This is a genomic window from Ornithinimicrobium flavum (assembly GCF_004526345.1).
GTDB classification, from domain to species: domain Bacteria; phylum Actinomycetota; class Actinomycetes; order Actinomycetales; family Dermatophilaceae; genus Ornithinicoccus; species Ornithinicoccus flavus.
Genome location: NZ_CP038213.1, coordinates 2,527,639 through 2,550,629, shown reverse-complemented (window position 1 = coordinate 2,550,629; position 22,991 = coordinate 2,527,639). Strand labels below are relative to the sequence as shown.

Here is a 22,991-nt window from a genome sequence, read left to right as displayed (position 1 = left end):
CGCCCAGGGAGTCCTCAGGCCGCGTCGTTGGAGGGGCTGACGGCCCCGACCGGGCGGGCGTCGCGCCGCTCGGCGCGCCGGTCGGCCTTCATGGCCTTCAGCCGCCTGTGGGCTCGCTTGCGCGCCGCCACCCGCACCCGGTGCAGCTCCTCCATCCGGTCGATGGCCTCGACGGCCGCCGGCTTGCCGGTGAAGCGGTGGACGGCGAAGGCCAGCAGGCCGAGGCCCACGATGCTGGAGGCCACGAGGGTGATCCCGACAGCCGGCCCGCCGAAGAGCCACCACTCCTCGCGCAGCGGCCACCATCCGGGGGCTGGGGGCTGCAGCAGCCACAGGACCCCGGTGGCGGTGACGGTCAGCGCGGCTCCGGCCGACACGACGATCCGCAGCGGTGTCTCGACACCCTCCGCGGCCCCCCGCCACGCCTTGATGCGCACCGGCTCCATGACCCGCCGGGCCCAGGTGTACTGCGTGGACAGGATGGCCAGTCCCGCGAACGTGAGGATCAGGCCCGGACCGGGCAGGAAGAGGGCGAGCACGCCCAGGGCCAGCACCGTCCACCCGAGGATCTCGAGGAAGAGGCGCTTGGCTGCCCCCGCGGCGAAGTCGCGCATGGGGACAGGGTAGGTCGTCAACCTGACAGGTGCGATCCTGTCCGTCGTGACCTGGGGACGAGTGGAGCCGTCGGCGCTGCTGCAGCTCACGTCCGACCCGTTCGTGCGGTATGCCGCCCCACCGGGCACACTGGCGCTCACCGGGCCCCACGGCTGGGCCGTGCTGGTGCGCTGGCGCCCCCACGGCCACTGGGGCGGGGGTGCGGTCGTCGCCCCGGACGCGCCCCGGGGGGCGGAGTCCGAGGCACTGCAGGAGCTCACCCATCTGGCCGCCGCCCGAGGCGTGGTGCCCGAGTGGTTCTCGACCGTGGGGGACCGGGAGCTGCGCGCGCCCGCCGGGCTGCAGGTGCAGGGTGAGGGCAGGTGGGCCTTTCTGTGGACCACCCGGGTCGACGACCTGCCGCCGGGGCCGGCCGGGCTGGTCGAGCTGGACGACACGACCGACGCCGAGGAGATCGAGGCGTTCGGCCGCGGGCACAACCCCGCCTTCGAGGGCTTCCCCGGCCACGGTCTCGCCTCCCTCTGGCTGGGGGTCCGGGACGCCACCGGCCCGGCGGCGGTGGGGGCACTGCACGTGCTCGGCTCCGGTGCGCCGCACCTGGCCGGGATCGTGGTGCGCACCGACCGGCGGGGGAGCGGGCTGGGGGCCGCGCTCACCGCCGAGCTGACCCGTGCGGCCGTCTCCCGGCACGGCGTCGCCACCCTGGGGGTCTCCTCCTCCAACGCCGTGGCGGTCTCGCTCTACGACCGGCTCGGGTATGCCGCCGCCCACCACTTCCACACCCGCACCCTGGTGCCCCGTGCCGTGGACGACCCAGGTCCGACGGCACAGCTCTGACCGGTCCCCGGGGAGCCGACCCGGCGCGACCTACGATGAGGTCATGCCCAGCCCGGAACCGACCCGTGTCACGACCTCCCGGGTGGCCCCCACGCCGCGCCAGCTGAGCACCGGGAGGGCGGCCGCGGCCCTGGTGGCGCTGGAGGCGGTGATCATCGCGGGCTTCGCGGTCTTCTACCTCTACGAGCTGGCGATCGGTGAGGGTCAGGACCTCATGGTGGTGATCATGTCCGTCGTGACGATGGTGGTCTTCGTCATCGGGCTCTCCTACACGGCCAAGGGTCTGCTGGCGCGGCACCCCCGAGCGCAGGCGCCCGCCATCGCCTTCAACTTCCTCCTCGTGCCGCTCGGCATCGCGATGTTCCAGTTCGCCCCCTGGTGGCTCGCCGCCGGCATCCTCGTCCTGGGCGTGACGACCATCGCCGCGGTCTTCCTCATGGGGCGGCTGGAGGACTGACCACCTGCACACGGGTGCACCGCCCCCGGCGCACGAGCACGCCCCGCCCCGGGACGCGCAGGTCACCCACCGGCAGCTGGACGCCCACGACCCCGCCCTGGGCCGGTGCCTCCGGCTGGAGGAGAACGGCGCACCGGGCCCGGGCGGTGGCCGGGACCAGGCCGCGGAAGCTCCCGGCCGCGGACTCGAGGTCGGCCGCGACGAGCAGGTCGGCGCCGGTGCTCGTGGCGTGGTCGAGCAGGAGGTCCTCGACCGCGGTGCCGGCGAGGAGGTGCGCGTCGTCGACGACGACGGTGGACAGGCAGGCAGGATCCTTCAGACGCTCCCGGAGGTCGTCGACGTCAGGAGGGTCGAGCCCGTCGACGCGCAGGGTTGCGCCCTGGCGGAGGGAGGCCAGCACCTGCAGCGTCCAGGACCGTCCCGACCCCGGTGGCCCGAGCACGAGCACCGAGCCGTCGGGTGGGGTCACCGGCTCGGCGACGTCCCCTCCCACCGCCCAGACCACGTCGTCCGACCCGGGCCCGGCGTCCGGGCCCACCCGTGGGGGGAGGGCGACGCACCGCAGGGGCGGCTCCATACCGGCCGGGGGGCGGGGTCCGCGACCCGGCTCGGGCAGGACCACCTGCGCGACGATGCCGTCGCGGACACCCACGACGCGGCCGGGGGGACGGTCCCGCGGACCTGGGCGGAGCGCAGCCCGGTGAGGAGCAGGTCGGACGGGTCGTTGAGCGGCAGCGCCCAGGTCTCGGGCAGCAGCGCGGCGAGTCTGCCCACGAGCAGCGACCTGTCCCCGGACACCACCGCGACGACCCCGACGGCCGGACCCTCGCGCAGCAGCCGGAGCGCCTTGTCGACGCCGCGACCGCGCTCGACCTCGCCGTACTGCTCGACGAGGCGGTCCCACCCGTCGATCGCCACCACCACGGGGGCCCAGCGGTCCTCCTGCCCGGTCTGCCGTCGTCGGACCAGGTCCTCCAGGAGGTCGAGGACCCGCAACCCGTGGGCGGCCTCGTCGGGTCCGACCCAGGCGCAGCAGGCGCTGGACCGACGCAGGGCCTCGTCGCCGAGCCCCTGACCCAGGTCGAGCACGACGGTCCAGCAGTCCTGGAGACGGCTCAGCACCGACCGGAGCGCGGTGGACCTCCCGCTGCGCGCCGAGCCGACGACGCCGAGGTGGTGGGTCACCGGCCAGACCAGCTCCTGCCGGCGTTGCTCGGCCGGCCGGTCCAGCACCACCCAGGCCGCGCCGGAGGCCTGTGCATGGTCCAGCCGGTCGGGGAGCGGAGGCAGCCAGACCACGGGTGGCCGCAGGGCTTCCCGCGTCGCGGCCTCCTGCGTCAGGGCGACGAGCTCGCCGATCGCGTCCTCGCCGGCGGTCTCCGGGGCGGACTCAAGGTCCGCGCGCGCGGCCCAGATGTCCCGGTGCCCCCGGACGCGGAGGGGCGCAGCGTGCTCCGGGCCGGTCGGGGTCGCCGGCCGGGTGAGCCTGGTCACCTGCACCTGGCGGGGTGTCTCCGGTCCCGTCCGGACGAGGGCCAGGCCCGGGCGGCCCTCCGGCAGTGCGGCGGCGTCCCGCAGTCGAGGACGTCATGACTGTCCGCCACGTCCCGCACCCGCAGGGCGATCCGGAGGTTGACGTTGGCGCGCAGGTCCGCGCTGACGACTCCCGCCGGCCGCTGCGTCGCCAGGATCAGGTGCACACCCAGGCTCCGACCGACCGCGGCGAGGCGGACCAGCCGGGTCAGGACCTCCGGCACCTCCTCCGCTAGGACGCGGAACTCGTCGATGACGACCACCAGCCGCGGGAGATCCCCGCCGGAGTACTCCCGGACGTCACGGGCCCCCGCGCTCCGCAGGACGGACTCCCGGCGGGTCAGCTCGGCCTGCAGCGACATCAGGACCCGCTCGGCCAGGTGGGGGTCGAGGTCGGTGACCAGTCCCGTCACGTGGGGCAGCCGCGCGCAGTCGCCCAGCGACGACCCGCCCTTGTAGTCGACGAGCAGCAGGGCGAGGTCGGCCGGGGAGCAGCGCAGCGCCAGCCCGGCCACGAGGGTGCGGAGCAGCTCGGACTTGCCCGAGCCGGTGGTGCCGGCCACGAGGGCGTGCGGCCCGTCCCGGACCAGGTCGATCCGCACCGGCGCACCGCCGGGATCCACCCCCAGGACCACGTCGAGGCCGGGTCGCGTCCAGCCCGCCAGGACGTCGTCCACGTCCGCCGGCCACCGCAGGAGGTCGGGGGAGTCGAGGCCCTCCTCCCGTGTCGCGGGCGTGTCGTGGCCGGAGGCCAGCCGGAGCGGGGCGAGCCGTCGGACCATGCTCCTGGCCGCGGACGGCCCGAGAAGAGTCGGCGCGCAGGTGCGGACCCTGCCGTCGGGTCCGTGCACGGCCGCGTGGGTGGCGGAGTGGACCACGACCAGGGTCGCTCCGGCCGGGACCGCGGCGGGGTCCTCGACGAGCAGCAGGTCGTGGCCCCAGCCGATCGTTCTCCGCTCGGGGGAGGTCGGCCCGGGGGCGGCGGCCGCGGAGACCGTCACGGTGTGCGGCAGCCAGGCCAGCAGCGCCCCCAGGTCGTGCCCGGGGTCGCCGAACCTCCCCGGGTCCACCGAGACGGTCACCTGGTCGGGGGGATGCCGGCTGGCGAGCTGCAGGAGCAGGCTGCGCATGACGCCGTCCCGCAGCGGCCTCGGCCCGGCGACGGCGAGCGGCGCGTCGAGGGGGACCACGACGGGTGCGCAGGAATGCCGCAGCACCTCGCCGTCCAGGCTCACCCCTGAGGCGACGGCGCCCGTCCCCACGACGAGGGACGGCACCTCCTCCAGGCACGCCCAGACGGTGGACGACGCCGGGTCGCCGCAGACCAGCGCCCCCGCCACTCCCGTGAGGCCGCCGTCCGCGTCGCGACGCACCCGCAGCTCGGCCGCGAGCGCGGACCGTGCGGTCTCCTCGACGGCCCGGGTCCTGACCCGGTGGTCCTGGCAGGCCTCCTCGAACTCCTCCCGGGCGGCGCGCCGCTCGGCGAGGTGCTGCCCCAGGACCATGGCCGGTCCGAGCAGACCGAACATCAGCAGCCACGGCATACGGAGCACGAGGGCGACCGCCACGGCGACGGCCAGCGGCAGGCCCCAGGACCAGGTGCTCGGGCGTCGCACCCGACGCCGTTCGGGGTGGGGCGGTCGGTGCAGCCGGACCTCCTCGATCGTCCGCGGCTCCCGCGGCCACGGGACGATCTCGACGCGACCGTCGGCGACGGTCGTGCGAGCGGGCGCCGGAGGGCGGGTCACCAGGGCGAGCGAGGTGCTCCCGAGGAGCAACCGATCGTCGGCGGCCCAGACGTCTCCCTCCGCACCGCTCTCCCAGGCGACGCCGTTGGTCGAGCCCATGTCCTGGACCCTCACCCCGGAGCGCTCGAGCCGCACCCGCACGTGGAGGCGCGACAGGCTCGGGTCCCCGACCGTGAGGTCGCACGCAGGGTCCCTGCCGATGCTGACCCAACGCCCCGGGGGGAGGGACGTCACCATCCCGGCGTCCGGCCCGTCGGCCGCGACGATCCACGGGGGCGCGCCGGCTGCCTCCCGCGCCCGGCCGACCGCCAGGTCGTCCCCGTGCAGGACCGGGCGGGCCGGGCGCGGACCAGGGGCGTGCGCAGCCCTCGCCCCGACCGTGCTGAGCACCTCTTCGACGCTCACCCCGGGAGGCCCCTCGACCACGACGTGGCGCTCGGCCCCCCCGTGCCTGGTCGTGACGATGACCTTCATGTCCACATGCTGACCCAGCCCGGCCCGAGCTCTCGGAGTTGTCCACAGGGGTCGCCGGGATCCGGCCGGCCGGCGAGGCTGCAGGCATAGATTTGGTCAGCATTCGGTAAGGACTTGACCAAGACGCTTGACCGGCGGCCGGGCGATGACTTCCATGTGCTGGGGCGGGTGTCAGGGACATCAGCCGGGGACCAGGCGGACGACCAGGGGAGGGCCGGGGGTATGCAGACGACTGCGCTGCAGCTGCTCGAGGAGGACGTCCGGGAGCTCATCCGACGACGACGCCTCGACCCCAGCCGTGACGAGGCACAGGTCCGGGACCTGATCGACGAGGTCCTCGACGACTACGACGACCGCGCCCTGGTGGGTGGGCTCGTGCCCCTGGCAGACCGCGGTGAGGCGGAACGGCTGCTGCGGGAGTCGGTCGCCGGTTTCGGCCCGCTCCAGCCCTACCTCGACGACCCCACGGTCGAGGAGATCTGGGTGAACGAGCCGACCAAGGTCTTCGTCGCCCGGCACGGCCGCTCCGAGCTGACCCCGACCCTGCTCACCGAGCAGCAGGTTCACGACCTCGTCGAGAGGATGCTGCGCAGCTCCGGTCGACGGGTCGATCTGAGCAGCCCGTTCGTGGACGCCAGCCTCCCGGACGGGAGCCGGCTGCACGTGACCATCCCCGACATCACGCGGCGCCACTGGGCCGTCAACATCCGCAAGTTCGTCGTCGCCGCCGACGAGCTGGACGACCTCGTGCGGATGGGGAGCCTCACCCGTCAGGCGGCGGACTTCCTGCAGGCCGCGGTGGTCGCCGGCCTCAACATCCTCGTGGCGGGCGGGACCCAGGCGGGCAAGACGACGATGCTCAACTGCCTGGCGGCCGCCATCCCCGCCCAGGAGCGCGTCGTGACCTGCGAGGAGGTCTTCGAGCTGAAGATCAACCTGCGGGACGTGGCCGCGATGCAGTGTCGGCAGCCCTCGCTGGAGGGAACGGGCGAGGTGCCGCTCCGCAGGCTCGTGAAGGAGGCGCTGCGGATGCGTCCGGGCCGCATCATCGTGGGGGAGGTCCGCCAGGAGGAGAGCCTCGACCTGCTGATCGCCCTCAACAGCGGTCTTCCGGGCATGTGCACCCTGCACGCCAACTCCGCGCGCGAGGCGGTCACGAAGATGTGCACCCTTCCGCTGCTGGCGGGGTCCAACGTCTCCAGCAGCTTCGTGGTGCCCACCGTGGCCAGCTCGATCGACCTGGTCGTGCACCTCGGCCTGGAGGCGGACGGCAGCCGCAGGGTCCGGGAGATCGTCGGGCTCCCCGGGCGGTCGGAGGGTGAGGTCGTGGAGGTCTCCGACCTCTTCGTCCGCGACGAGTCGGGCGACCTCGTCCGCGCCGACGGCTTCCCGCCCCATCCGGAGCGGTTCGTGCGCGCGGGCCACGACCTCGCGCAGCTCCTGGCGGTCGCCCGGTGAGCGGTGCGGGCTGGGGTCTGGTCCTGGGACTGGGGCTCGCGTCCGTGTGGTGGTCGTTCTGGCCCCGTGCGGGCGGCGCCGGACCGGCCCCGACGGGCCGGCGTCGGATCGACCAGCTGCAGGACGAGATCGTGCTGGCCGGCCTGCGTGGCGTCGGGGCACGGACCCTCCTCGGCTTCTCCGCGCTGGCGGCCCTCGTGGTGCTGCTGCTCGGGTATGCCGTCACCCAGGTCCTCACGGTCAGCCTGTGCTTCGCCGTCATGGCGGCCTGCGGGCCCGTTCTCGTGGTGCGCGGTCGGGCACGCCGCCGGCGGACCAGGCTGCGTGACGTCTGGCCGGACGTGGTCGACCACGTCAGCTCGGCGGTGCGCGCGGGGCTGGCTCTGCCGGAGGCGCTGGTCCAGCTCGGGGACCGTGGCCCGGCCGAGCTCCGCCCGGCCTTCCAGGAGTTCGCCCACGACTACCGGGCGACCGGCCGCTTCTCCGAGAGCCTGGACCTGCTCAAGGAGAGGCTCTCCGACCCGGTCGCCGACCGGCTCGTCGAGGCCCTGCGGATCGCCCGGGACGTCGGGGGCACGGACCTGGGACGGGTCCTGCGCACCCTGTCGGGGTTCCTGCGTGACGACGCGAGGGCCAGGGCTGAGCTCGAGGCGCGTCAGTCGTGGACGGTCAACGCCGCGCGTCTGGCTCTCGCGGCCCCGTGGGCGGTCCTGCTCCTCCTGGCCACCCGCGGCAGCACCCTGGACGCCTACGGCACCCCCGCCGGTGCCCTGGTGCTCGGGATCGGCGGTGCCGTCAGCATCGTCGCCTACCGCCTCATGCTCACCCTCGGTCGGCTGCCCGTCGAGCAACGGGTGCTGCGGTGACCGCGGTGACGCCCTGGTGGGGCGCCCTGCTCGGCCTCCTGCTCGGGGTCGGTCTCGTCCTGGTGTGGAAGGGGCTGCCGGTGAACCGGCAGGTCGCCCTGGACCAGCGGATCGAGCCCTACCTGGATCGGGCTCCCCGCAGGTCCCGGCTGCTGACGCTGGACGACCCGTCACCCTGGCGCCTGTCCGACCTGGCCACGCCTCTGACCCGGAGGCTGGCCGCCGCCCTGGACCGCGTCCTGGGCGGCACGGAGTCGGTGAGAACCCGGCAGCAACGGGCGGGTGCTGCTCCGGACCCGGAGAGCTTCCGCGTCCAGCAGGTGCTCTGGGGCACCGGCACGGCGACCCTCGCCCTGGCGGCGGGCACCGTCCTGTGGTGGGCAAGGGGGGCCTCGGTCGTCGCGCTCGCCGTCCTCGTCGGGTGCGCGTTCCTCGGCGGGGTGGTGCTGCGCGACATGCTTCTCACGCGGGCGGCCGAGCGCCGTGAGGCGCAGATCATGGCCGAGTTCCCCTCGATCGCCGAGCTGCTCGCCCTGTCGGTCACCGCCGGTGAGGGGACCGCCCAGGCCCTGGAGCGGGTCGCCCGCCTGTCCCGGGGGGAGCTGTCCTCCGAGCTGGACCTCTGTCTTGCGGAGGCCAGGACGGGAGCCAGCCTGCCCGAGGCGCTGCTGGGGATGAGTCGCCGCACCGGACTGCCACCGCTCGTGCGATTCGTCGACGGCCTGGTCATCGCCATCCAGCGGGGAACACCCCTGGGCGAGGTCCTCCGCGCCCAGGCGGCCGACGCCCGGGAGGCCGCGCGTCAGAGCCTCATCGAGCAGGGCGGCAAGAAGGAGATCTCGATGATGGTCCCCGTCGTCTTCCTCGTGCTGCCCGTCACCGTCCTCTTCGCCGTCTACCCCGGCGTCACGATGCTCCGCCTGACTGTCTGAACCACCCCACGAAGGAGAAACGATCATGTCCCCACGCCTCACGGTCCTGCGTCGCCGGGTCGAGTCCTGGCTGGATGAGCCCGACCGCGGTGACGTGCCCGGTTGGGTGCTCATCACGATCATGACGGCCGGTCTGGTCGCCGCGCTCTGGCTCGTCGCGGAGCCCCTGCTGACCTCGCTGTTCGCGAGCGCCATCAACAGCGTCGGTGGTTAGCGGTCGAGGACTGCGGAGCGACCGGGGGGCCGCCGCACCCGAGTTCGCCCTGCTGGCCGGGCTGGTCAGCGTCATCCTGCTGGCCGCGATGCAGCTGGCGTTCGCGCTGCACGTCCACAACACGGCGACGGCCCACGTCGTCGAAGGGGCTCGCCTGGGAGCCCGTGCCGACAGCTCACCGGCCGCAGGCGCACAGCGGGCCCGCGAGCTGCTCGGTGGGAGCCTGCCCTCGTCCGGTGGGGTCGCGGTGCAGGCAGGCCGGTCGACCGTCGGCGGGATCGCGGTGGTCGAGGTCACCGCCCGCATCAGTCTCCCCGTCTTCGGCCCCTTCGGTCCCGCCGAGGCCATGACGGTCACCGGTCACGCCTTCGCCGAGGACCAGTGATGGCCGGCGGAGCGTCCTTCCGTCACCTGGACCGGGGGTCCATGACGGTCGAGGTGGCCTTCCTCCTGGTTCTCCTCGTGGTCCCGCTGTTCTACCTGGTCGGCACCCTCGGTCGGGTCCAGGCCGGCGCGTACGCCGTGACCGCCGCCGCACGGGAGGCGGGTCGGGCCTTCGCGACCGCCGACTCGGCCGACCTGGCACCGGGGCGGGCCAGGGTGGCCGCGGACCTCGTGTACGCCGCGCACGGCTTCGATGGGGGCGAGGGCGTGGTCACCGTGGGGTGCGGCGGTCCCTGCCTGGCCCCCGGGTCGACCGTGCAGGTGGACACGCAGGTCGTCGTCCCGCTCCCTCTCGTCCCGGACTTCGTCCGCTCAGCGGTGCCCGCGACCGTCACCCTCACCGCCCGTCACCTCGAGCCGGTCGACGCCTTCCGCGAGGGGGGCTCGAGGTGACACCGTCGGCCGGAGCACGGCGCACCGGTCGCCGCTCCCCGGTCCGGGACCGGACGGACAGCGGTCAGATCAGCGTCCTGCTCGTGGGGCTGGTCTCGGTCACGCTCAGCATCGTCCTGGGGATCGTGGGCGCCACCTCGGTGCAGCTCAGCCGGATCCATCTGCTCGACGCGGCGGACGCCGCCGCCCTGGACGCGAGCGACGCCCTCGCCGAGCAACGTGCGTATGCCGAGGGCCTGGGGTCCGGGGTGCCCGTCACCGACGCCACGGTGGCCCGGGCCGCGACGGAGCACCTCGCGGTCAGACCCCTGCCGGGCCGCCTGAGCGGGTGGTCGGTGGCGAGCGCGGGGACGCCCGACGGTCGGACCGCCGTGGTGACGGTGACGGGCACGGCCCGGATCCCGGTCGTGACCCCCGTCCTGTCGGCCTTCGGCGGGGGAGTGGACATCACGGTCACCTCGACGGCCCGGTCCGAGATCCTCCCCTGAGGCTTGCCAGGATGACCGGGTGAGCGACCTGACCACCCGGACCTTCGCCGCCGTCCTCTTCGACAACGACGGCACCCTCACCGACTCCCGGGCAGCGGTGGAGCGCTCCTGGGTCGCGTGGGCGGTCGACCACGGGGTCGACCCGGCCGTGCTCGTCGCCTTCCACGGGGTGCCCACCAGCTCCATCGTCCGGGCGGTGGCGCCGCAGCTGGACGTCACCGCCGCCACGGCCGACATCGACTCCCGCGAGCTCGCGGACCTCGACGGCGTCGCCGCGCTGCCGGGTGCGGCGGACGCGCTCGCCGCGGTGGGCGGGCGGGCGGCCCTGGTGACCTCCGCGTCCCGCGAGCTGGCGCTGCTGCGCCTGGGTGCCGCCGGGCTGCGGCCACCCGCCGTGCTGGTCGCCGCCGACGACATCACCCGCGGCAAGCCCGACCCCGAGCCCTACCTCCTCGCCGCTCACCGGCTCGGGGTGGAGCCCTCACGCTGCCTGGTGGTGGAGGACGCCCCGGCCGGGCTGGCCTCGGCGCGGGCCGCCGGGGCGGCCACGCTGGCGCTCACGACGACGAGCCGGGCCGCGCAGCTGGTGCCGCTGGCCGACCTGGTCGTGGCGGACCTGTCCGCCGTGGAGCTGGTGGCGGTCGCCTCCGGCGTCCGGGTGCGCGCGGTCTGAGACCCGGGCTTCCTGGCTCAGCCGGCGACGGGGTGCGCCGCCGGCCGCCGGTCCACCACCGGCACCTCGAGCTCGGCCAGCAGCTCGCGCACCCTCACCTCGAGGTCGTCGGCGATCCGGCGGGTCGTCTCCAGGTCCTGGGCGTGAGGGTCCTCCACGTCCCAGCGCACGGTCCGGCGACCGGCCAGGTCGCACGACCCGCACCCGATGAGGACGAGGACGTCCGCCGCGTCGAGGGCGTCCGCCTGCACCTCCGAGGGCAGCGGGTTGCGCAGCTCGATACCACGCTCGGCCAGGACGGTGCGGGCGTGCGGGTTGAGCCGGCCGGTGGGATGCACTCCTGCGGAACGGGTCAGCACCCCGCAGTCGGAGAGGTGCTCGGCCAGCGCGGCCGCCACCTGGGAGCGGCCCTCGTTGCGCTCGCACACGAAGAGGATCTTGGGCAGCGGCGACAGGGCCCGACCCTCCTCCCGCGCGATGCGGAGCAGCTCGTCACGGGCCCAGTGGTCGAGCAGCGCGGGGATGAACTCGGGGTGCCTCCCGGCCTCGAGCTCGGCCCGGCCGCGGGCCACGACGGCCGCGACCTCGTCGGCGGTGAAGCCGTCGGAGAAGCGTTCGGTCAGCTCCTCCAGCACACGCCCCACCGTCTGCTCGTACATCCGGCTGTGCAGCCTCATCGTCGCGCTCCTCCTGCAAACTCCACCCTAGGTGAACGCCAGGTGAACAACCAGTGTACGCCCGGGGTTGTGCGGATGCGCGCCGACGCGCCTGACCTGCGTGATGCGACAGGAGGGCCAACCTACGTTACCGTAACTTACGCAAGCGAAACCTACGTGTCCGTAGGTTCCCCCGACACGAGAGGTCTCCCCTCGTATGGCTGCTGTCCCCACCGAGCACCAGCACGCGCCCTCGCCCGGGCACCCCGTCCGTCACCGCCCCATGGTCATCCAGGGCGGCATGGGGGTGGCCGTCTCCGGCTGGCGCCTGGCCCGCGAGGTCTCCACCGCGGGCCACCTGGGGGTCGTCTCCGGGACCGCCATGGACGCCGTGCTGTCGCGGGTGCTGCAGGACGGGGACCCGGGCGGGCACTACCGGCGGGCCCTGGCCCACTTCCCGTCGCCGGCCATGGTCGAGCGGGTGCTGGAGAAGTACTTCGTCGAGGGTGGGCGCCACCCCGACGCGCCCTACAAGCCCATCCCCAAGCTGACCCTGGAGACCGCTCGCGCGGGCCAGGAGCTGGGTGTGCTCGGCAACTTCGCCGAGGTGTGGCTGGCCAAGGAGGGCCACGACGGCGTCGTGGGCATCAACTGCCTCGAGAAGGTCCAGATGGCGACCCCCACGGCCCTGTTCGGGGCGATGCTGGCCGGTGTCGACTACGTGCTCATGGGCGCGGGCATCCCGCGGGAGATCCCCGCCCTGCTGCGCGCGCTGGCCGCCGGGACCGTCGGCCGGATCAGCGCCGACGTCGCCGGGGGACGGTTGCGCCGCTACGTCGAGGTCGACCCGGTCGACCTGCTGGGGGAGGAGCTGCCCGCCCTCGTCCGCCCCGACTTCCTGGCCATCGTCTCGGTCGACCAGCTCGCCTCATACCTGCACCGCGACCCCGAGATCCGCCCCGACGGCTTCGTCGTGGAGCGGCCGCCGGCCGGTGGCCACTCCGCGCCTCCGCGCGGCAGGATGCAGCTCGACGAGCACGGTGACCCCGTCTACGGTGCCCGCGACGAGGCCAACCTGGAGAAGATGGCCGCCCTGGGACTGCCGTTCTGGCTGGCCGGTGCCTACGGGACGCCCGAGCGGGTCGCCAAGGCCGTGGCCGCCGGCGCCGTCGGTGTCCAGGTCGGCACCCTCTTCGCCATGTCCCGCGACTCCGGTCTCGCCGACCGCATGAGGGCCCAGATGCTCGACAGGCTCCGGGCCGGCGGCCTCGAGGTGCGCAACGACCCCCGCGCCAGCCCGACCGGCTTCCCCTTCAAGGTTGCCACGCTGGAGGGCACGGCCAGCCAGGTCGAGGTTTATGAGGCGCGCCCGCGCCTGTGCGACCTGTCCTACCTGCGCCAGCCCTACGAACGCGAGGACGGCGAGGTCGGCTACCGCTGCGCCTCCGAGCCGGTGCACATGTACCTCAAGAAGGGCGGCGACCTGGAGGACACCGTCGGGCGCAAGTGCCTGTGCAACGGGCTGATGGCCAACATCGGCCTGGAGCAGCACCGCAAGGACGGCTACGTCGAGGACACCCTGGTCACGCTGGGGCAGGACCTCGAGGGTGCTCAGGCGCTGATCGCGCGGCACCCCGAGGGGTGGACCGCCAGGCAGGCACTGTCCTACCTGCAGGAGGCCGTCGCCGCCAGCGCGTCGGCCCACCTGGTCGCGATCGCCTGACCGGTCGTCGGCCGCTCCGGCACCTCACTCCCCGGTCCGGCCGTCCACGAGCTCGCGCAGCAGGTCGGCGTGGCCGTTGTGCCGGGCGTACTCCTCCACCAGGTGGGTGAGCAGCCAGCGCAGCGTCACCTGCTCCCGGCCGTCCCAGGCGGGGTAGGTGAGGTCCAGCGCGTCCGGCCCGTGCCCGAGCAGCTCCGCCACCACCGCCCGGGACCGGGCCACCGCGCCCTCCCACCGCCGGCGGACCTCCTCGGCCGGCAGCGTCGCCGCCGACGTCCAGGCCCTGACGAAGTCCGACCCGTCGTCGGTGGATCCCCACTCGGCGGGCATCGGCGAGCCGGTGGCCCCGGAGGCGAGGTAGAAGTCCTCCACCCAGGCGAGGTGGCTCAGCAGCCCGGCCAGCGTGAGCTCCGACGGGTGGGCGTCGAGCCGGCGCCGCAGACCCGCCTCGTCCAGACCCCGGGTCTTCCACTCCAGGGTTGCCCGCTGGAAGTCCAGGAAGCCGACCAGCGTGGCGGCCTCGTCGGCCACCAGCGGCGGCTCGGGCCGGCCCTGCTCGTCGGTGCTGTGCTGCGGCATACCGGCCAGGGTAGGGCCTGGTGGGTCCTCCGGACGGCTGCGAGCGCGTAGGCTTGACCCTCGTGGCAGTCGACTTCGAGACCGAGATCAAGAACCTCCGCGCGACCATGGCGTCCGTGCGCGAGGTGACCAACCTCGACCGGCTGCAGGAGCAGATCACCGAGCTCGAGACCCAGGCCTCCGCCCCCGACCTGTGGGACGACGTCGAGCGGGCCCAGCAGGTGACCTCCACGCTGTCCCGCACGAAGGCCGAGCACGACAAGGTCGTCGGGATGGACGTCCGCATCGACGACCTCGAGGCGCTGGTCGAGCTGGGGGTGGAGGAAGGCGACGCCGCGACCCTGGAGGAGGCGGAGCGCGACCTGGCCACGCTGCGCAAGGACGTCGCCATGCTCGAGGTCCGCACCCTGCTCAACGGGGAGTACGACGAGCGCGAGGCGGTCGTGACGATCCGCGCCGGGGCGGGCGGGGTCGACGCGGCGGACTTCGCCGAGATGCTCATGCGGATGTACCTGCGCTGGGCCGAGCGACACGGCTACCCCACCACCGTGCTGGACACCTCCTACGCCGAGGAGGCCGGGCTGAAGTCGGCCACGTTCGAGGTCAAGGCGCCCTACGCCTTCGGCACGCTCGGTGTCGAGGCCGGCACCCACCGGCTCGTGCGCATCAGCCCCTTCGACAACCAGGGCCGGCGCCAGACCAGCTTCGCCGCCGTGGAGGTCATCCCACTCATCGAGAGCACCGACTCCATCGAGATCCCGGAGAGCGACCTGAAGATCGACGTCTTCCGGTCCTCGGGCCCCGGTGGGCAGTCGGTCAACACCACCGACTCGGCCGTCCGTATGACGCACATCCCGACCGGGACGGTCGTCTCCATGCAGAACGAGAAGTCGCAGATCCAGAACCGGGCGGCGGCGCTGCGCGTCCTGCAGTCCCGTCTGCTGCTGCTCAAGAAGGCCGAGGAGGCCGCCGAGCGCAAGGAGATGGCGGGTGACGTCAAGGCCAGCTGGGGGGACCAGATGCGCTCCTACGTGCTGCACCCCTACCAGATGGTCAAGGACCTGCGCACCAACCACGAGGTCGGCTCGACGGCGGCGGTGCTGGACGGGGACATCGACGACTTCATCGACGCCGGCATCCGCTGGAAGCGGTCGCTGGAGAAGGCGGAGGACTGACCTCATACGCTAGGGGGTATGCCGTCGGCCACCCCTGACCTCGCCCTCGACCTCGCCGCTCTGCGCGGCACCGTCACCTCCGGTGCCACCCTGGACCTGGACTGGCGCCGCACCCAGCTGCTCGCGCTGCGCCGCCTCGTCACCGAGCACGAGGAGGAGATCACCGCGGCGGTCACCGCCGACGTCGGCAAGCCCGCGCTCGAGGTGCGGACGACCGAGACCTCCTTCGTCGTCCAGGAGATCGACGAGCTGCTGGCCCACCTGGGGGAGTGGACCGCGCCGCGGCGGGTCGGCGTCCCGCTGGCCCTGCGGCCCGCGACGGCGCAGATCCACCTCCAGCCCAAGGGTGTGGTGCTGGTCATCGCCCCGTGGAACTACCCCCTCCAGCTCCTCCTGTCCCCGGTCGCGGGCGCGCTCGCGGCCGGCAACACCGTGGTCCTCAAGCCCAGCGAGCTCACGCCCCGCCTCTCCGAGCTGCTCGCCCGCCTGACGCCGCAGCACCTGGAGCCCGAGGTGGCCCGCGTGGTCACCGGGGGAGTGCCGGAGACGACCGCCCTGCTCGCCGAGCGCTTCGACCACATCGTCTTCACCGGGTCGACCCGGGTCGGCCGGATCGTCATGCGGGCCGCCGCCGAGCACCTCACCCCCGTGACCCTGGAGCTCGGCGGCAAGTCGCCGGCCTTCGTCGACGGGACGATGGACGTGCGCGTCTCGGCGCGCCGGCTGGTGTGGGGCAAGCTGACGAACGCCGGTCAGACCTGCGTCGCGCCCGACTACGTGCTGGTCACGCCCGGCGCCCGGGAGCCGCTGCTGGCCGCGCTGCGGGAGGCGGTCGAGGAGCTCTTCGGGGCCGACCCGCAGCTCAGCCCCGATCTGGGCCGTGTCATCGACGCAGCCCAGCACGAGCGGCTGGTCGGTCTGCTGGACGGTCACGGCGGCCGGGTGGTCCTCGGCGGCGAGCACGACGCCGCCGACCGGTTCTACCTCGCGCCCACCGTGGTGGTCGACCCTGACCTCGCCTCGCCGCTGATGACCGAGGAGATCTTCGGCCCGGTCCTGCCGGTGGTCACCGTCGCCGACGCGGAGGCGGCCGCCGCCTTCGTCCGCGAGCGGGAGCACCCGTTGGCGCTCTACGTCTTCTCCGACGACGAGGCGGTGCGGCGCACCTTCGAGCGGCGCACCACCTCGGGGGGTATGGCGGTCGGCGTGCCGCTCCTGCACCTCGCCACCCCGGAGCTCCCCTTCGGCGGGGTCGGCGCCTCCGGCATGGGCAGCTACCACGGCCGCCGCTCCCTGGAGGAGCTGAGCCACCACCGCTCCGTCCTCACCAAGCCGGCCACGCCTGACACCCTGCGGGTCGTCTACCCGCCCTACCCGGCCTGGAAGCAGACCCTCGTCCGCCGGGTCGCCCTGCCGCTGCAGCGGCCCGCGCTGCCCGGCCCGGTCCGCGGTCTCCTCCGGCGCGTCACCGGCAGGCGCTAGCCCGACCCACCCCCGGACGGGGAAGGGCCCCACGCACCAGGTGCGTGGGGCCCCTCGTCAGGCGTGCGCCTCCCGGCGTGCCGTCAGGCCGCGTCGGGAGCCTCCTCCTCGACCGGCACCGGGCCGCCGGGGTGCGGCTTGCCGGACTTGCCGGCGCTGCGCTCACCGTTGATGGCCGAGGTGTCCTGCGCGAGCGAGATCACGGCCGCACCGATCGCCTTGGACATGATCTCCAGCGCCGTCTCGTCGACGTTGTCGATGTCGTCGAGCGCGGTGTGGTAGTTCGGGTCGTAGGTGATGCCCGCGGTGCCGCCGAAGAGCTCGGCCTCCGCCGCGGTCTTGGTGCCGTCGGCACCGGTGAACAGGCCCGAGGCCGGGATCCCGTTGAGGATGAAGGCCTGGTAGTCCGAGCGGCCCGAGTAGGCGGTGTCGACCCAGGGCTGACCGGTGGCGTCGAACCAGTCGGTGAGGACCTTCTCCGTGGCGATGGACCCCGCGGGCGGGGGCACGCTCGCGTCATACGTCGACTCGTCGGCGTCGTAGACCCCGATGATGTAGTTGGGCGAGGCGACCATGTCGAAGTTGAGGTAGGTCGCGATGTTGTCCAGCTCGTCCGGGTCGTTGGCCGCGAGGTCGGCGACGTAGTGGTTGGAGCCGAGCAGACCGTTCTCCTCGGCGCCCCACCAGACGAAGCGCACCTGGTTGTTGAGCGTGTTCACCCTCGCCAGCTGCACGGCCGCCTCGAGGATCGAGCCGGAGCCGGAGCCGTTGTCGTTGATCCCGGCCCCCTCGAAGGCGCCGTCGAGGTGAGCACCGGCCATGACCACGTTGTCGGTGCGGCCCTTGCTGGTCTCGGCGATGATGTTGAAGGTCTCCACCTCACCGGCGAAGGCCTGGATGTCGAGCGTGACGTTGACCGCGCCGTTCGCCATCTTGCCCAGCAGCACCTGGCCCTCGGCCTGGGTGATCCCCGTGGCCGGCACGTGGTCGTCGTCCAGCCCGCCCAGGGTGCCGTTGAGGATGCCCGCCGTGTTGTTGTAGACGATGACGCCCTCGGCGCCGAGGCTGCCCGCGACCAGCGACTTGACGCCGAAGGCGCAGGTGCCGCGGCTGACCAGGGCGATCTTGTCGGTGAGGTCCGTGCCGCCCCACGCGTCGGCGTCACAGCCCTGCGCGTCGACCGACGGAGCGGCGAGGTCAGCCGTCACACCGCCCTCGGGCGTGCTGGGGCTGTAGCTCATGGCGCGGTGGGTGATCTCCCGCTGCTCGGGAGAGTTCTCCCGCAGCAGCTGGAACTCGGTGCGTGAGAGGTCGATGGTGAAGTACTGCCGCTCCGGGGTGTAGCCGGCGGCCTCCAGCACCTGCTCGACATACTCAGCGCTCGCCTGGTAGCCCGGGGTGCCGACGGCGCGGTTGCCGCCGTTGGCGTCGGCGATCTCCTGGAACGCCTCGAGGTGGGCCATGACGTTGTCGACCTGGATGGCCCGCGCCATCTTGGTCGGGTTGTTGGGGTTGCCGTTGTTGTTGCCCGGGCCCTTGCCGGGTCCGGCGAGGGCGGGGCTGGCGAGGCCGGCGACCACGAAGGCGGTGGCGGCGGACACCGCCACGGCACGGGGGTTGCGCATGTGTCGTCTCCTTTGACGGATGGGGGGTCCGCCGCACCACAGGCCTCTCCGGCGCCGCTCGGAAGGGTCCGCTCGCGTTCCTTACCCGTTCTTTACCCTCCCTTGACCAGCGCCTGACCTTCGGGCCCCGGGCCTGGCGGCGTGGGTCCTTGGCCGTGCCCCGTAGGTCGGTTACGGTGATGCCCGGCCATCCCAGCCGCCCCACTCGTCACCTGCACCGCACCTGTCCCTCTAGCCGCACCCGGGAGCTCGTCCCATGATCACCCTGGAGCACGTCAGCCTCCGCTACGCCAAGGGTGACCCCTGGGCGCTGCAGGACGTGGACCTGGACGTGACGCGCGGGGAGTTCTGCTTCGTCGTCGGCCAGTCCGGCTCGGGCAAGAGCTCCATGCTGCGGATGGTCATCCTGGAGCAGGCGCCGACCACCGGTCGGATCCTGGTGGCCGGCCACGACCTCGGCGCCCTCCCGCACCGCCGCGTGCACCTGCTGCGTCGCCAGATCGGCACCGTCTTCCAGGACTTCCGGCTGCTGTCCGGCAAGACCGTCTACCAGAACGTCGCCTACGTCCTGAACGTCCTGGGCGCCAAGCGGCACGAGATCCGCCAGCGGGTGCCCGAGACCCTGGCCCTGGTCGGGCTGGAGGACAAGGGCCGCCGGCTGCCGCACGAGCTCTCCGGTGGTGAGCAGCAGCGCGTCGCGATCGCCCGGGCCATGGTCAACAAGCCACCGATCCTGCTGGCCGACGAGCCGACCGGCAACCTCGATCCGGACACCTCCCAGGAGATCGTGGCCATCCTGGAGCGCATCAACCGCGCCGGCACCACCGTGCTCATGGCCACGCACGACACCACGATCGTTGACCAGTTCCGCAAGCGGGTCGTCCAGCTGCACCAGGGCCGGGTGGTCCGGGACCAGGCCGAGGGTGGCTACCGGGAGGTGGTCGCCCCGTGAGGGCCGGCTTCCTGCTGGGCGAGGTCGGCAACGGCCTGCGGCGCAACGGGGCGATGTTCGTCTCCGTCGTCCTGGTGACGATGGTCTCGCTCTTCTTCCTGGGCATCGGCCTGCTCGCGCAGCAGCAGGTGAGCACCGCCAAGGGCTACTGGTACGACCGGGTCCAGGTCTCGATCTTCCTGTGCACGCCCGACTCCACCGACGCCGCCGGCTGCACGCAGGGCGCGGTGACGCCCGAGCAGCGCACCCAGGTCGAGCAGGACCTCGAGGCGCTGCGACCGCTGGTCACCGACGTCTACTACGAGTCGAACGACCAGGCCTACGAACGTTTCCAGGAGCAGTTCCGCAACTCCTCGGTCATCGACTCGGTGCCGAAGGAGTCCATCCCCGCCTCGTTCCGCGTCAACCTGTCGGACCCGGGCAAGTACGAGGTGATCCGCGCGGCCTTCGAGCAGGCCCCGGGCGTCGACTCGGTGGAGGACCAGCGCGAGGTCGTCGACAAGCTCTTCACCTTCCTGCAGGTGCTGAGCCTGGGGGCGCTGGCCCTCGCCGTCGCCATGGTCGTCTGCGCCGTCCTGCTCATCTCGACCACGATCCGCCTCACCGCCTGGACCCGGCGCCGGGAGACCGCGATCCAACGGATGGTCGGGGCCTCCGCCTTCTCCATCCACCTGCCGTTCATCCTGGAGACCATCATCGCGACCCTCGTCGGCGCCGCCCTGGCGGTCGGACTGCTGTGGGCCACGGTGCGCTTCGGGATCAGCGGCTTCCTGTCCGAGCTGCTCGCGGGGGAGAGCGGCCTGATCAGCCTGGTCGGGACGACCGACCTGTGGCTCATCACCCCTGTCCTGGTCGGCGGCGCGCTGCTGCTGGCCGTGGTCACCGCCTGGTCGGCGCTGCGGCGCCACGTCAGGGTCTAAGGAGATACCGATGCCCGTCCCACCCGCCGCCCGCCGCCGCACCTCATACCGGCGCGCCGTCAGCCTCGCCCTCGCCGGGGCGATCGGGCTGTCCTCCCCGGCCCTGGCCGCGGACCTCGACGAGATCCGCGACCGCATCGACGAGGTCGAGGAGCAGACCGGACGCACGGCGCAGGACCGGGCCGCCGCGGAGCGCCGCAGCGCCGAGCTGGGGGAGGACCTTGAGCACACGACGGCCGAGCTCGTCGCCGCCGACGAGCGGCTGAGGCAGACCACCGCACGGGTCGACCAGGCCCGGATCGACCTGCAGGAGGCCGAGCTCGACCTGGCGGACGCCGAGGCGGAGGCCGACCGGATCGACACCGAGCTCGCGCTCGCCCGGGCCGACGAGGCCCAGATCGAGGACTCCCTGGCCGTGAACGCCCAGGAGCAGGAGACCAGCCGGAGCACGGTGGGGGCGATCGCACGGGAGAACTACAAGCAGGGAGGTATGGGGACACTCGCCTCGACCCTGGAGCTGCTCTCGGGCGAGGACGACGCGGTGGACCGGATGGCGATGGCCCGCACCGTCCTGCGGGTGCAGGACCAGCAGATCCGGTCGCTGGCGACCCAGGAGGCCGAGCAGGTGGCCGAGCAGGACCGGCTCGCCGGCGTGCGCACGGACATCGCCTTCCTGCTGGCGCGGGCGGAAGCCGTCGTGGTCGCCAAGGACCAGGCCCGCGCGGCCGCCGACGAGGCGAAGAGCGAGCTCGAGGCGCTCGAGGCGCAGCAGGCCCAGGACAAGGCCGCCCTGGAGCAGGAGAAGGCCAAGGTCGAGGCCGACCTCGCGGCGGAGGAGCAGCTGTCCACGGACCTGGAGACGCAGCTGGCCGAGCTGGCCCGCACCAAGCACGGGTTGCAGGTGGCCGAGGCCGACGAGATCGAGCGGATCCGCGCCGAGGAGGCCCGCCTCCGGGCTGAGGAGGAGGCCCGGCGGCAGGCCGCGGAGGAGGCGGCGCGGAAGAAGGCGGAGGAGGACGCGGCCCGGGCCCGGGCCGCGGAGCGGGAGGCCGAGCGGCAGCGTCAGGCCGCCGCGGAGGCTCAGCGGCGCCAGGACGAGCAGGCGGCCGAGGAGGCGCGACGCCGGGAGGCTGCCGCCGAGGAGGAGGCACGCAAGGCCCGCGAGGACCAGGCCCGGGCCAGCCGGCAGCAGGAGCGCAGCCAGCCCACCCCGCCGCCGCCGCCCGCCCCGGCACCGCAGCCACCCGCCCCGGCGCCCGAGCCCCCGCCCGTGGGCTTCACCCTGTCCTACCCCGTCAACGGTCCGGTCACCAGCGAGTTCGGCATGCGGCTGCACCCCATCCTCGGCACCTACCGGCTCCACGCCGGGATGGACTTCGGTGCCCCGTGCGGTGCCCCGGTCATGGCGGCGGCCGACGGCGTCGTCTTTAGCACGTTCTTCGACAGCGGGGGCGGCAACACCGTCATCGTCGACCACGGGGTGCAGCGAGGGGTCAACCTGACCACGAGCTACCTGCACCTGGAGAGTTTTGCGGTGTCGTCGGGGCAGAGCGTCTCCCGCGGCCAGGTGATCGGCTACGTGGGCACCACCGGCAACTCCACGGGATGCCACCTGCACTTCGAGACCCGGGAGAACGGCACGCCGGTCAACCCGCGCACCTGGCTCTAGCCCCCCGGGTCCCAGGGCTGTGGAGGCTCAGCCGCGACCGTAGACCATCTTCACGAAGTCCACGACCTTGTCGTCGGCGACGTGGCGTGCCAGGTCGGCCTCGCTGATCATGCCGACCAGCTGGGTGCCCTCCATCACCACGAGCCGCTTGATCTGCTGGTCGCCCATCGTGGCCACGATGCGGTCGATGTCCTCGTCGGGGGAGACGGTCGACACGATGCCCTGGGCCAGCTGGCCCGCGGCGGTCGCGGCCAGGTCCCGGCCGCTGGCCACCCCGGAGACGACGATGTCCCGGTCGGTGACGATGCCGACCAGGCGGCCGTCGGCGGCGGTCACCGGCACCGCCCCGACGCTGTGGTCGCGCATGAGGACTGCGGCGTCCACCAGGGACTGGTCCTCGGAGACGGTGCGGACCTGGGTGCTCATGATGTCTCGGGCGGTCGTCATGGCGGTTCTCCTTCGGGGTGGGGTATGCGGTGCGCCTCACCCTGCCCGCTCCCCGGAGGGCGGGCAAGCGCAACGGCCACGGTGGTGCCGCCGGTCAAACCGGAGGAACGACATACCTCGGGTCGGTAGACTGGGGCGGTCATGCCCAAGGAAACCGGTCGCAAGCTCATCGCGAGCAACAAGAAGGCCCGGCACGAGTACCTCATCGAGGACACGGTCGAGGCCGGCCTCGTGCTGACCGGGACCGAGGTGAAGTCGTTGCGTCAGGGGAGGGCCTCGCTCGTGGACGGCTACGCCACCGTCTACGGGGACGAGCTGTGGCTGGAGGGGGTGCACATCCCGGAGTACTCCCAGGGGACGTGGACCAACCACTCCGCCCGGCGTCGGCGCAAGCTGCTCCTGCACCGTGACCAGATCGACAAGCTGGTGAGCAAGGCCGAGCAGGCCGGCCACACCATCGTGCCGCTGTCCCTCTACTTCAAGGACGGGCGGGCCAAGGTCGAGATCGCGCTGGCCAAGGGCAAGAAGCTGCACGACAAGCGACAGACCCTGCGCGAGCGCCAGGACCGGCGCGAGGCGGAGCGGGCCATGTCCGCCCACCTCAAGCAGCACGGCTGAGGCACGCGCACGG

At 73.2% G+C, this 22,991-nt stretch carries 25 protein-coding genes; 17 read left to right on the top strand and 8 right to left on the bottom strand.

Annotation, left to right across the window (positions count from 1 at the left end; genetic code table 11):
• Positions 1-14 precede the first annotated feature (14 nt).
• Positions 15-614: a PGPGW domain-containing protein gene (locus E3Z34_RS11970; protein ID WP_134773786.1), complete on the bottom strand. Its 600-nt coding sequence runs from the start codon at positions 612-614 to the stop codon at positions 15-17.
• Positions 615-660: 46 nt separating this feature from the next.
• Here E3Z34_RS11970 and E3Z34_RS11965 point away from each other — a divergent pair, with 46 nt between their 5' ends.
• Positions 661-1,452: a GNAT family N-acetyltransferase gene (locus E3Z34_RS11965; protein ID WP_134773785.1), complete on the top strand. Its 792-nt coding sequence runs from the start codon at positions 661-663 to the stop codon at positions 1,450-1,452.
• Between the two features lie 43 nt (positions 1,453-1,495).
• Positions 1,496-1,909 carry a hypothetical protein gene (locus E3Z34_RS11960; protein ID WP_134773784.1) on the top strand — a complete coding sequence of 138 codons (414 nt, stop codon included), beginning with the start codon at positions 1,496-1,498 and terminating at the stop codon, positions 1,907-1,909.
• Here E3Z34_RS11960 and E3Z34_RS11955 read toward each other — a convergent pair.
• Genes E3Z34_RS11955 through E3Z34_RS11945 form a run of 3 tightly spaced genes read right to left on the bottom strand, consistent with a single transcriptional unit; the run spans position 1,887 to position 5,664 of the window.
• Positions 1,887-2,402 (bottom strand): P-loop NTPase family protein, encoded by a 516-nt coding sequence (locus E3Z34_RS11955; protein ID WP_134773783.1) that lies wholly within the window; start codon positions 2,400-2,402, stop codon positions 1,887-1,889. The two genes, E3Z34_RS11960 and E3Z34_RS11955, sit on opposite strands and share 23 nt — an antisense overlap.
• Positions 2,375-3,403 carry a hypothetical protein gene (locus tag E3Z34_RS11950; RefSeq protein ID WP_134773782.1) on the bottom strand — a complete coding sequence of 343 codons (1,029 nt, stop codon included), beginning with the start codon at positions 3,401-3,403 and terminating at the stop codon, positions 2,375-2,377. Before E3Z34_RS11950 ends, E3Z34_RS11955 begins: the two co-directional genes overlap by 28 nt.
• Complete coding sequence (locus E3Z34_RS11945; protein WP_134773781.1) at positions 3,400-5,664, bottom strand: FtsK/SpoIIIE domain-containing protein; 2,265 nt, start codon at positions 5,662-5,664, stop codon at positions 3,400-3,402. The genes E3Z34_RS11950 and E3Z34_RS11945 overlap by 4 nt, the downstream gene beginning before the upstream one ends.
• 222 nt (positions 5,665-5,886) lie before the next feature.
• Here E3Z34_RS11945 and E3Z34_RS11940 point away from each other — a divergent pair, with 222 nt between their 5' ends.
• The 8 genes from E3Z34_RS11940 to E3Z34_RS11905 are packed head-to-tail and all read left to right on the top strand — an operon-like array spanning position 5,887 to position 11,132.
• A complete protein-coding gene (locus E3Z34_RS11940) occupies positions 5,887-7,122 on the top strand; it encodes a TadA family conjugal transfer-associated ATPase (protein ID WP_134773780.1) in 1,236 nt (411 codons plus the stop codon).
• Positions 7,119-7,988: a type II secretion system F family protein gene (locus E3Z34_RS11935; protein ID WP_134773779.1), complete on the top strand. Its 870-nt coding sequence runs from the start codon at positions 7,119-7,121 to the stop codon at positions 7,986-7,988. Before E3Z34_RS11940 ends, E3Z34_RS11935 begins: the two co-directional genes overlap by 4 nt.
• On the top strand, positions 7,985-8,920 hold the full coding sequence (locus tag E3Z34_RS11930; protein WP_238695146.1) for a type II secretion system F family protein: 936 nt from the start codon (positions 7,985-7,987) through the stop codon (positions 8,918-8,920). Before E3Z34_RS11935 ends, E3Z34_RS11930 begins: the two co-directional genes overlap by 4 nt.
• Positions 8,921-8,945: 25 nt before the next feature.
• The gene (locus tag E3Z34_RS11925) at positions 8,946-9,134 is read left to right on the top strand and encodes a hypothetical protein (RefSeq protein ID WP_134773778.1); all 189 of its coding nucleotides are present in this window, start codon (positions 8,946-8,948) and stop codon (positions 9,132-9,134) included.
• Positions 9,127-9,519, top strand: coding sequence for a TadE/TadG family type IV pilus assembly protein (locus E3Z34_RS11920; RefSeq protein WP_238695145.1), 393 nt, complete (start codon positions 9,127-9,129; stop codon positions 9,517-9,519). The genes E3Z34_RS11925 and E3Z34_RS11920 overlap by 8 nt, the downstream gene beginning before the upstream one ends.
• Positions 9,519-9,971, top strand: coding sequence for a pilus assembly protein (locus E3Z34_RS11915; protein WP_134773777.1), 453 nt, complete (start codon positions 9,519-9,521; stop codon positions 9,969-9,971). The genes E3Z34_RS11920 and E3Z34_RS11915 overlap by 1 nt, the downstream gene beginning before the upstream one ends.
• Positions 9,968-10,459 (top strand): hypothetical protein, encoded by a 492-nt coding sequence (locus tag E3Z34_RS11910; protein WP_134773776.1) that lies wholly within the window; start codon positions 9,968-9,970, stop codon positions 10,457-10,459. The genes E3Z34_RS11915 and E3Z34_RS11910 overlap by 4 nt, the downstream gene beginning before the upstream one ends.
• Positions 10,460-10,478: 19 nt before the next feature.
• Positions 10,479-11,132, top strand: a complete 654-nt coding sequence (locus E3Z34_RS11905) for an HAD-IA family hydrolase (RefSeq protein WP_238695144.1) — start codon at positions 10,479-10,481, stop codon at positions 11,130-11,132.
• 17 nt (positions 11,133-11,149) lie between these two features.
• Here E3Z34_RS11905 and E3Z34_RS11900 read toward each other — a convergent pair whose 3' ends face one another.
• Positions 11,150-11,809: an arsenate-mycothiol transferase ArsC gene (locus E3Z34_RS11900; RefSeq protein ID WP_134773775.1), complete on the bottom strand. Its 660-nt coding sequence runs from the start codon at positions 11,807-11,809 to the stop codon at positions 11,150-11,152.
• A 196-nt stretch (positions 11,810-12,005) separates the two neighbouring features.
• Between E3Z34_RS11900 and E3Z34_RS11895 the strand changes: the two genes are divergently transcribed.
• Positions 12,006-13,511 carry a beta/alpha barrel domain-containing protein gene (locus E3Z34_RS11895; RefSeq protein WP_338043726.1) on the top strand — a complete coding sequence of 502 codons (1,506 nt, stop codon included), beginning with the start codon at positions 12,006-12,008 and terminating at the stop codon, positions 13,509-13,511.
• A gap of 24 nt (positions 13,512-13,535) precedes the next feature.
• On the opposite strand, the gene E3Z34_RS11890 is transcribed toward E3Z34_RS11895, so the two are convergent.
• Entirely contained in the window at positions 13,536-14,090 is a 555-nt protein-coding gene (locus E3Z34_RS11890) for a DinB family protein (protein WP_134773774.1), read from the bottom strand.
• Positions 14,091-14,152: 62 nt separating this feature from the next.
• Here E3Z34_RS11890 and prfB point away from each other — a divergent pair, with 62 nt between their 5' ends.
• Positions 14,153-15,265 carry a peptide chain release factor 2 gene (prfB, locus tag E3Z34_RS11885; protein ID WP_134773773.1) on the top strand — a complete coding sequence of 371 codons (1,113 nt, stop codon included), beginning with the start codon at positions 14,153-14,155 and terminating at the stop codon, positions 15,263-15,265.
• 18 nt (positions 15,266-15,283) lie between these two features.
• On the top strand, positions 15,284-16,747 hold the full coding sequence (locus tag E3Z34_RS11880; RefSeq protein WP_134773772.1) for an aldehyde dehydrogenase family protein: 1,464 nt from the start codon (positions 15,284-15,286) through the stop codon (positions 16,745-16,747).
• Between the two features lie 83 nt (positions 16,748-16,830).
• Here E3Z34_RS11880 and E3Z34_RS11875 read toward each other — a convergent pair whose 3' ends face one another.
• Positions 16,831-18,372 carry a M28 family peptidase gene (locus tag E3Z34_RS11875; protein ID WP_134773771.1) on the bottom strand — a complete coding sequence of 514 codons (1,542 nt, stop codon included), beginning with the start codon at positions 18,370-18,372 and terminating at the stop codon, positions 16,831-16,833.
• Positions 18,373-18,628: 256 nt separating this feature from the next.
• Here E3Z34_RS11875 and ftsE point away from each other — a divergent pair, with 256 nt between their 5' ends.
• Genes ftsE through E3Z34_RS11860 form a run of 3 tightly spaced genes read left to right on the top strand, consistent with a single transcriptional unit; the run spans position 18,629 to position 21,913 of the window.
• Positions 18,629-19,324 (top strand): cell division ATP-binding protein FtsE, encoded by a 696-nt coding sequence (ftsE, locus tag E3Z34_RS11870; RefSeq protein ID WP_134773770.1) that lies wholly within the window; start codon positions 18,629-18,631, stop codon positions 19,322-19,324.
• Positions 19,321-20,244, top strand: coding sequence for a permease-like cell division protein FtsX (gene ftsX, locus E3Z34_RS11865; protein ID WP_134773769.1), 924 nt, complete (start codon positions 19,321-19,323; stop codon positions 20,242-20,244). The genes ftsE and ftsX overlap by 4 nt, the downstream gene beginning before the upstream one ends.
• 10 nt (positions 20,245-20,254) lie before the next feature.
• Entirely contained in the window at positions 20,255-21,913 is a 1,659-nt protein-coding gene (locus E3Z34_RS11860; protein ID WP_134773768.1) for a M23 family metallopeptidase, read from the top strand.
• Positions 21,914-21,940: 27 nt separating this feature from the next.
• Here the strand turns inward: E3Z34_RS11860 and E3Z34_RS11855 are convergent, their stop codons facing one another.
• The gene (locus tag E3Z34_RS11855; protein ID WP_134773767.1) at positions 21,941-22,360 is read right to left on the bottom strand and encodes a CBS domain-containing protein; all 420 of its coding nucleotides are present in this window, start codon (positions 22,358-22,360) and stop codon (positions 21,941-21,943) included.
• Positions 22,361-22,501: 141 nt separating this feature from the next.
• Here E3Z34_RS11855 and smpB point away from each other — a divergent pair, with 141 nt between their 5' ends.
• Positions 22,502-22,978, top strand: a complete 477-nt coding sequence (gene smpB, locus E3Z34_RS11850; protein WP_134773766.1) for an SsrA-binding protein SmpB — start codon at positions 22,502-22,504, stop codon at positions 22,976-22,978.
• Positions 22,979-22,991 lie beyond the last annotated feature (13 nt).

What these genes read in the sequence shown, in the direction of transcription:
- E3Z34_RS11970 (WP_134773786.1), bottom strand. Translation starts at nt 614, where the DNA reads ATGCGCGACTTCGCCGCGGGGGCAGCCAAGCGCCTCTTCCTCGAGATC.
- E3Z34_RS11960 (WP_134773784.1), top strand. Translation starts at nt 1,496, where the DNA reads ATGCCCAGCCCGGAACCGACCCGTGTCACGACCTCCCGGGTGGCCCCC.
- E3Z34_RS11945 (WP_134773781.1), bottom strand. Translation starts at nt 5,664, where the DNA reads ATGAAGGTCATCGTCACGACCAGGCACGGGGGGGCCGAGCGCCACGTC.
- E3Z34_RS11940 (WP_134773780.1), top strand. Translation starts at nt 5,887, where the DNA reads ATGCAGACGACTGCGCTGCAGCTGCTCGAGGAGGACGTCCGGGAGCTC.
- E3Z34_RS11925 (WP_134773778.1), top strand. Translation starts at nt 8,946, where the DNA reads ATGTCCCCACGCCTCACGGTCCTGCGTCGCCGGGTCGAGTCCTGGCTG.
- E3Z34_RS11915 (WP_134773777.1), top strand. Translation starts at nt 9,519, where the DNA reads ATGGCCGGCGGAGCGTCCTTCCGTCACCTGGACCGGGGGTCCATGACG.
- E3Z34_RS11900 (WP_134773775.1), bottom strand. Translation starts at nt 11,809, where the DNA reads ATGAGGCTGCACAGCCGGATGTACGAGCAGACGGTGGGGCGTGTGCTG.
- E3Z34_RS11895 (WP_338043726.1), top strand. Translation starts at nt 12,006, where the DNA reads ATGGCTGCTGTCCCCACCGAGCACCAGCACGCGCCCTCGCCCGGGCAC.
- E3Z34_RS11890 (WP_134773774.1), bottom strand. Translation starts at nt 14,090, where the DNA reads ATGCCGCAGCACAGCACCGACGAGCAGGGCCGGCCCGAGCCGCCGCTG.
- E3Z34_RS11880 (WP_134773772.1), top strand. Translation starts at nt 15,284, where the DNA reads ATGCCGTCGGCCACCCCTGACCTCGCCCTCGACCTCGCCGCTCTGCGC.
- E3Z34_RS11875 (WP_134773771.1), bottom strand. Translation starts at nt 18,372, where the DNA reads ATGCGCAACCCCCGTGCCGTGGCGGTGTCCGCCGCCACCGCCTTCGTG.
- ftsE (WP_134773770.1), top strand. Translation starts at nt 18,629, where the DNA reads ATGATCACCCTGGAGCACGTCAGCCTCCGCTACGCCAAGGGTGACCCC.
- E3Z34_RS11860 (WP_134773768.1), top strand. Translation starts at nt 20,255, where the DNA reads ATGCCCGTCCCACCCGCCGCCCGCCGCCGCACCTCATACCGGCGCGCC.
- E3Z34_RS11855 (WP_134773767.1), bottom strand. Translation starts at nt 22,360, where the DNA reads ATGACGACCGCCCGAGACATCATGAGCACCCAGGTCCGCACCGTCTCC.
- smpB (WP_134773766.1), top strand. Translation starts at nt 22,502, where the DNA reads ATGCCCAAGGAAACCGGTCGCAAGCTCATCGCGAGCAACAAGAAGGCC.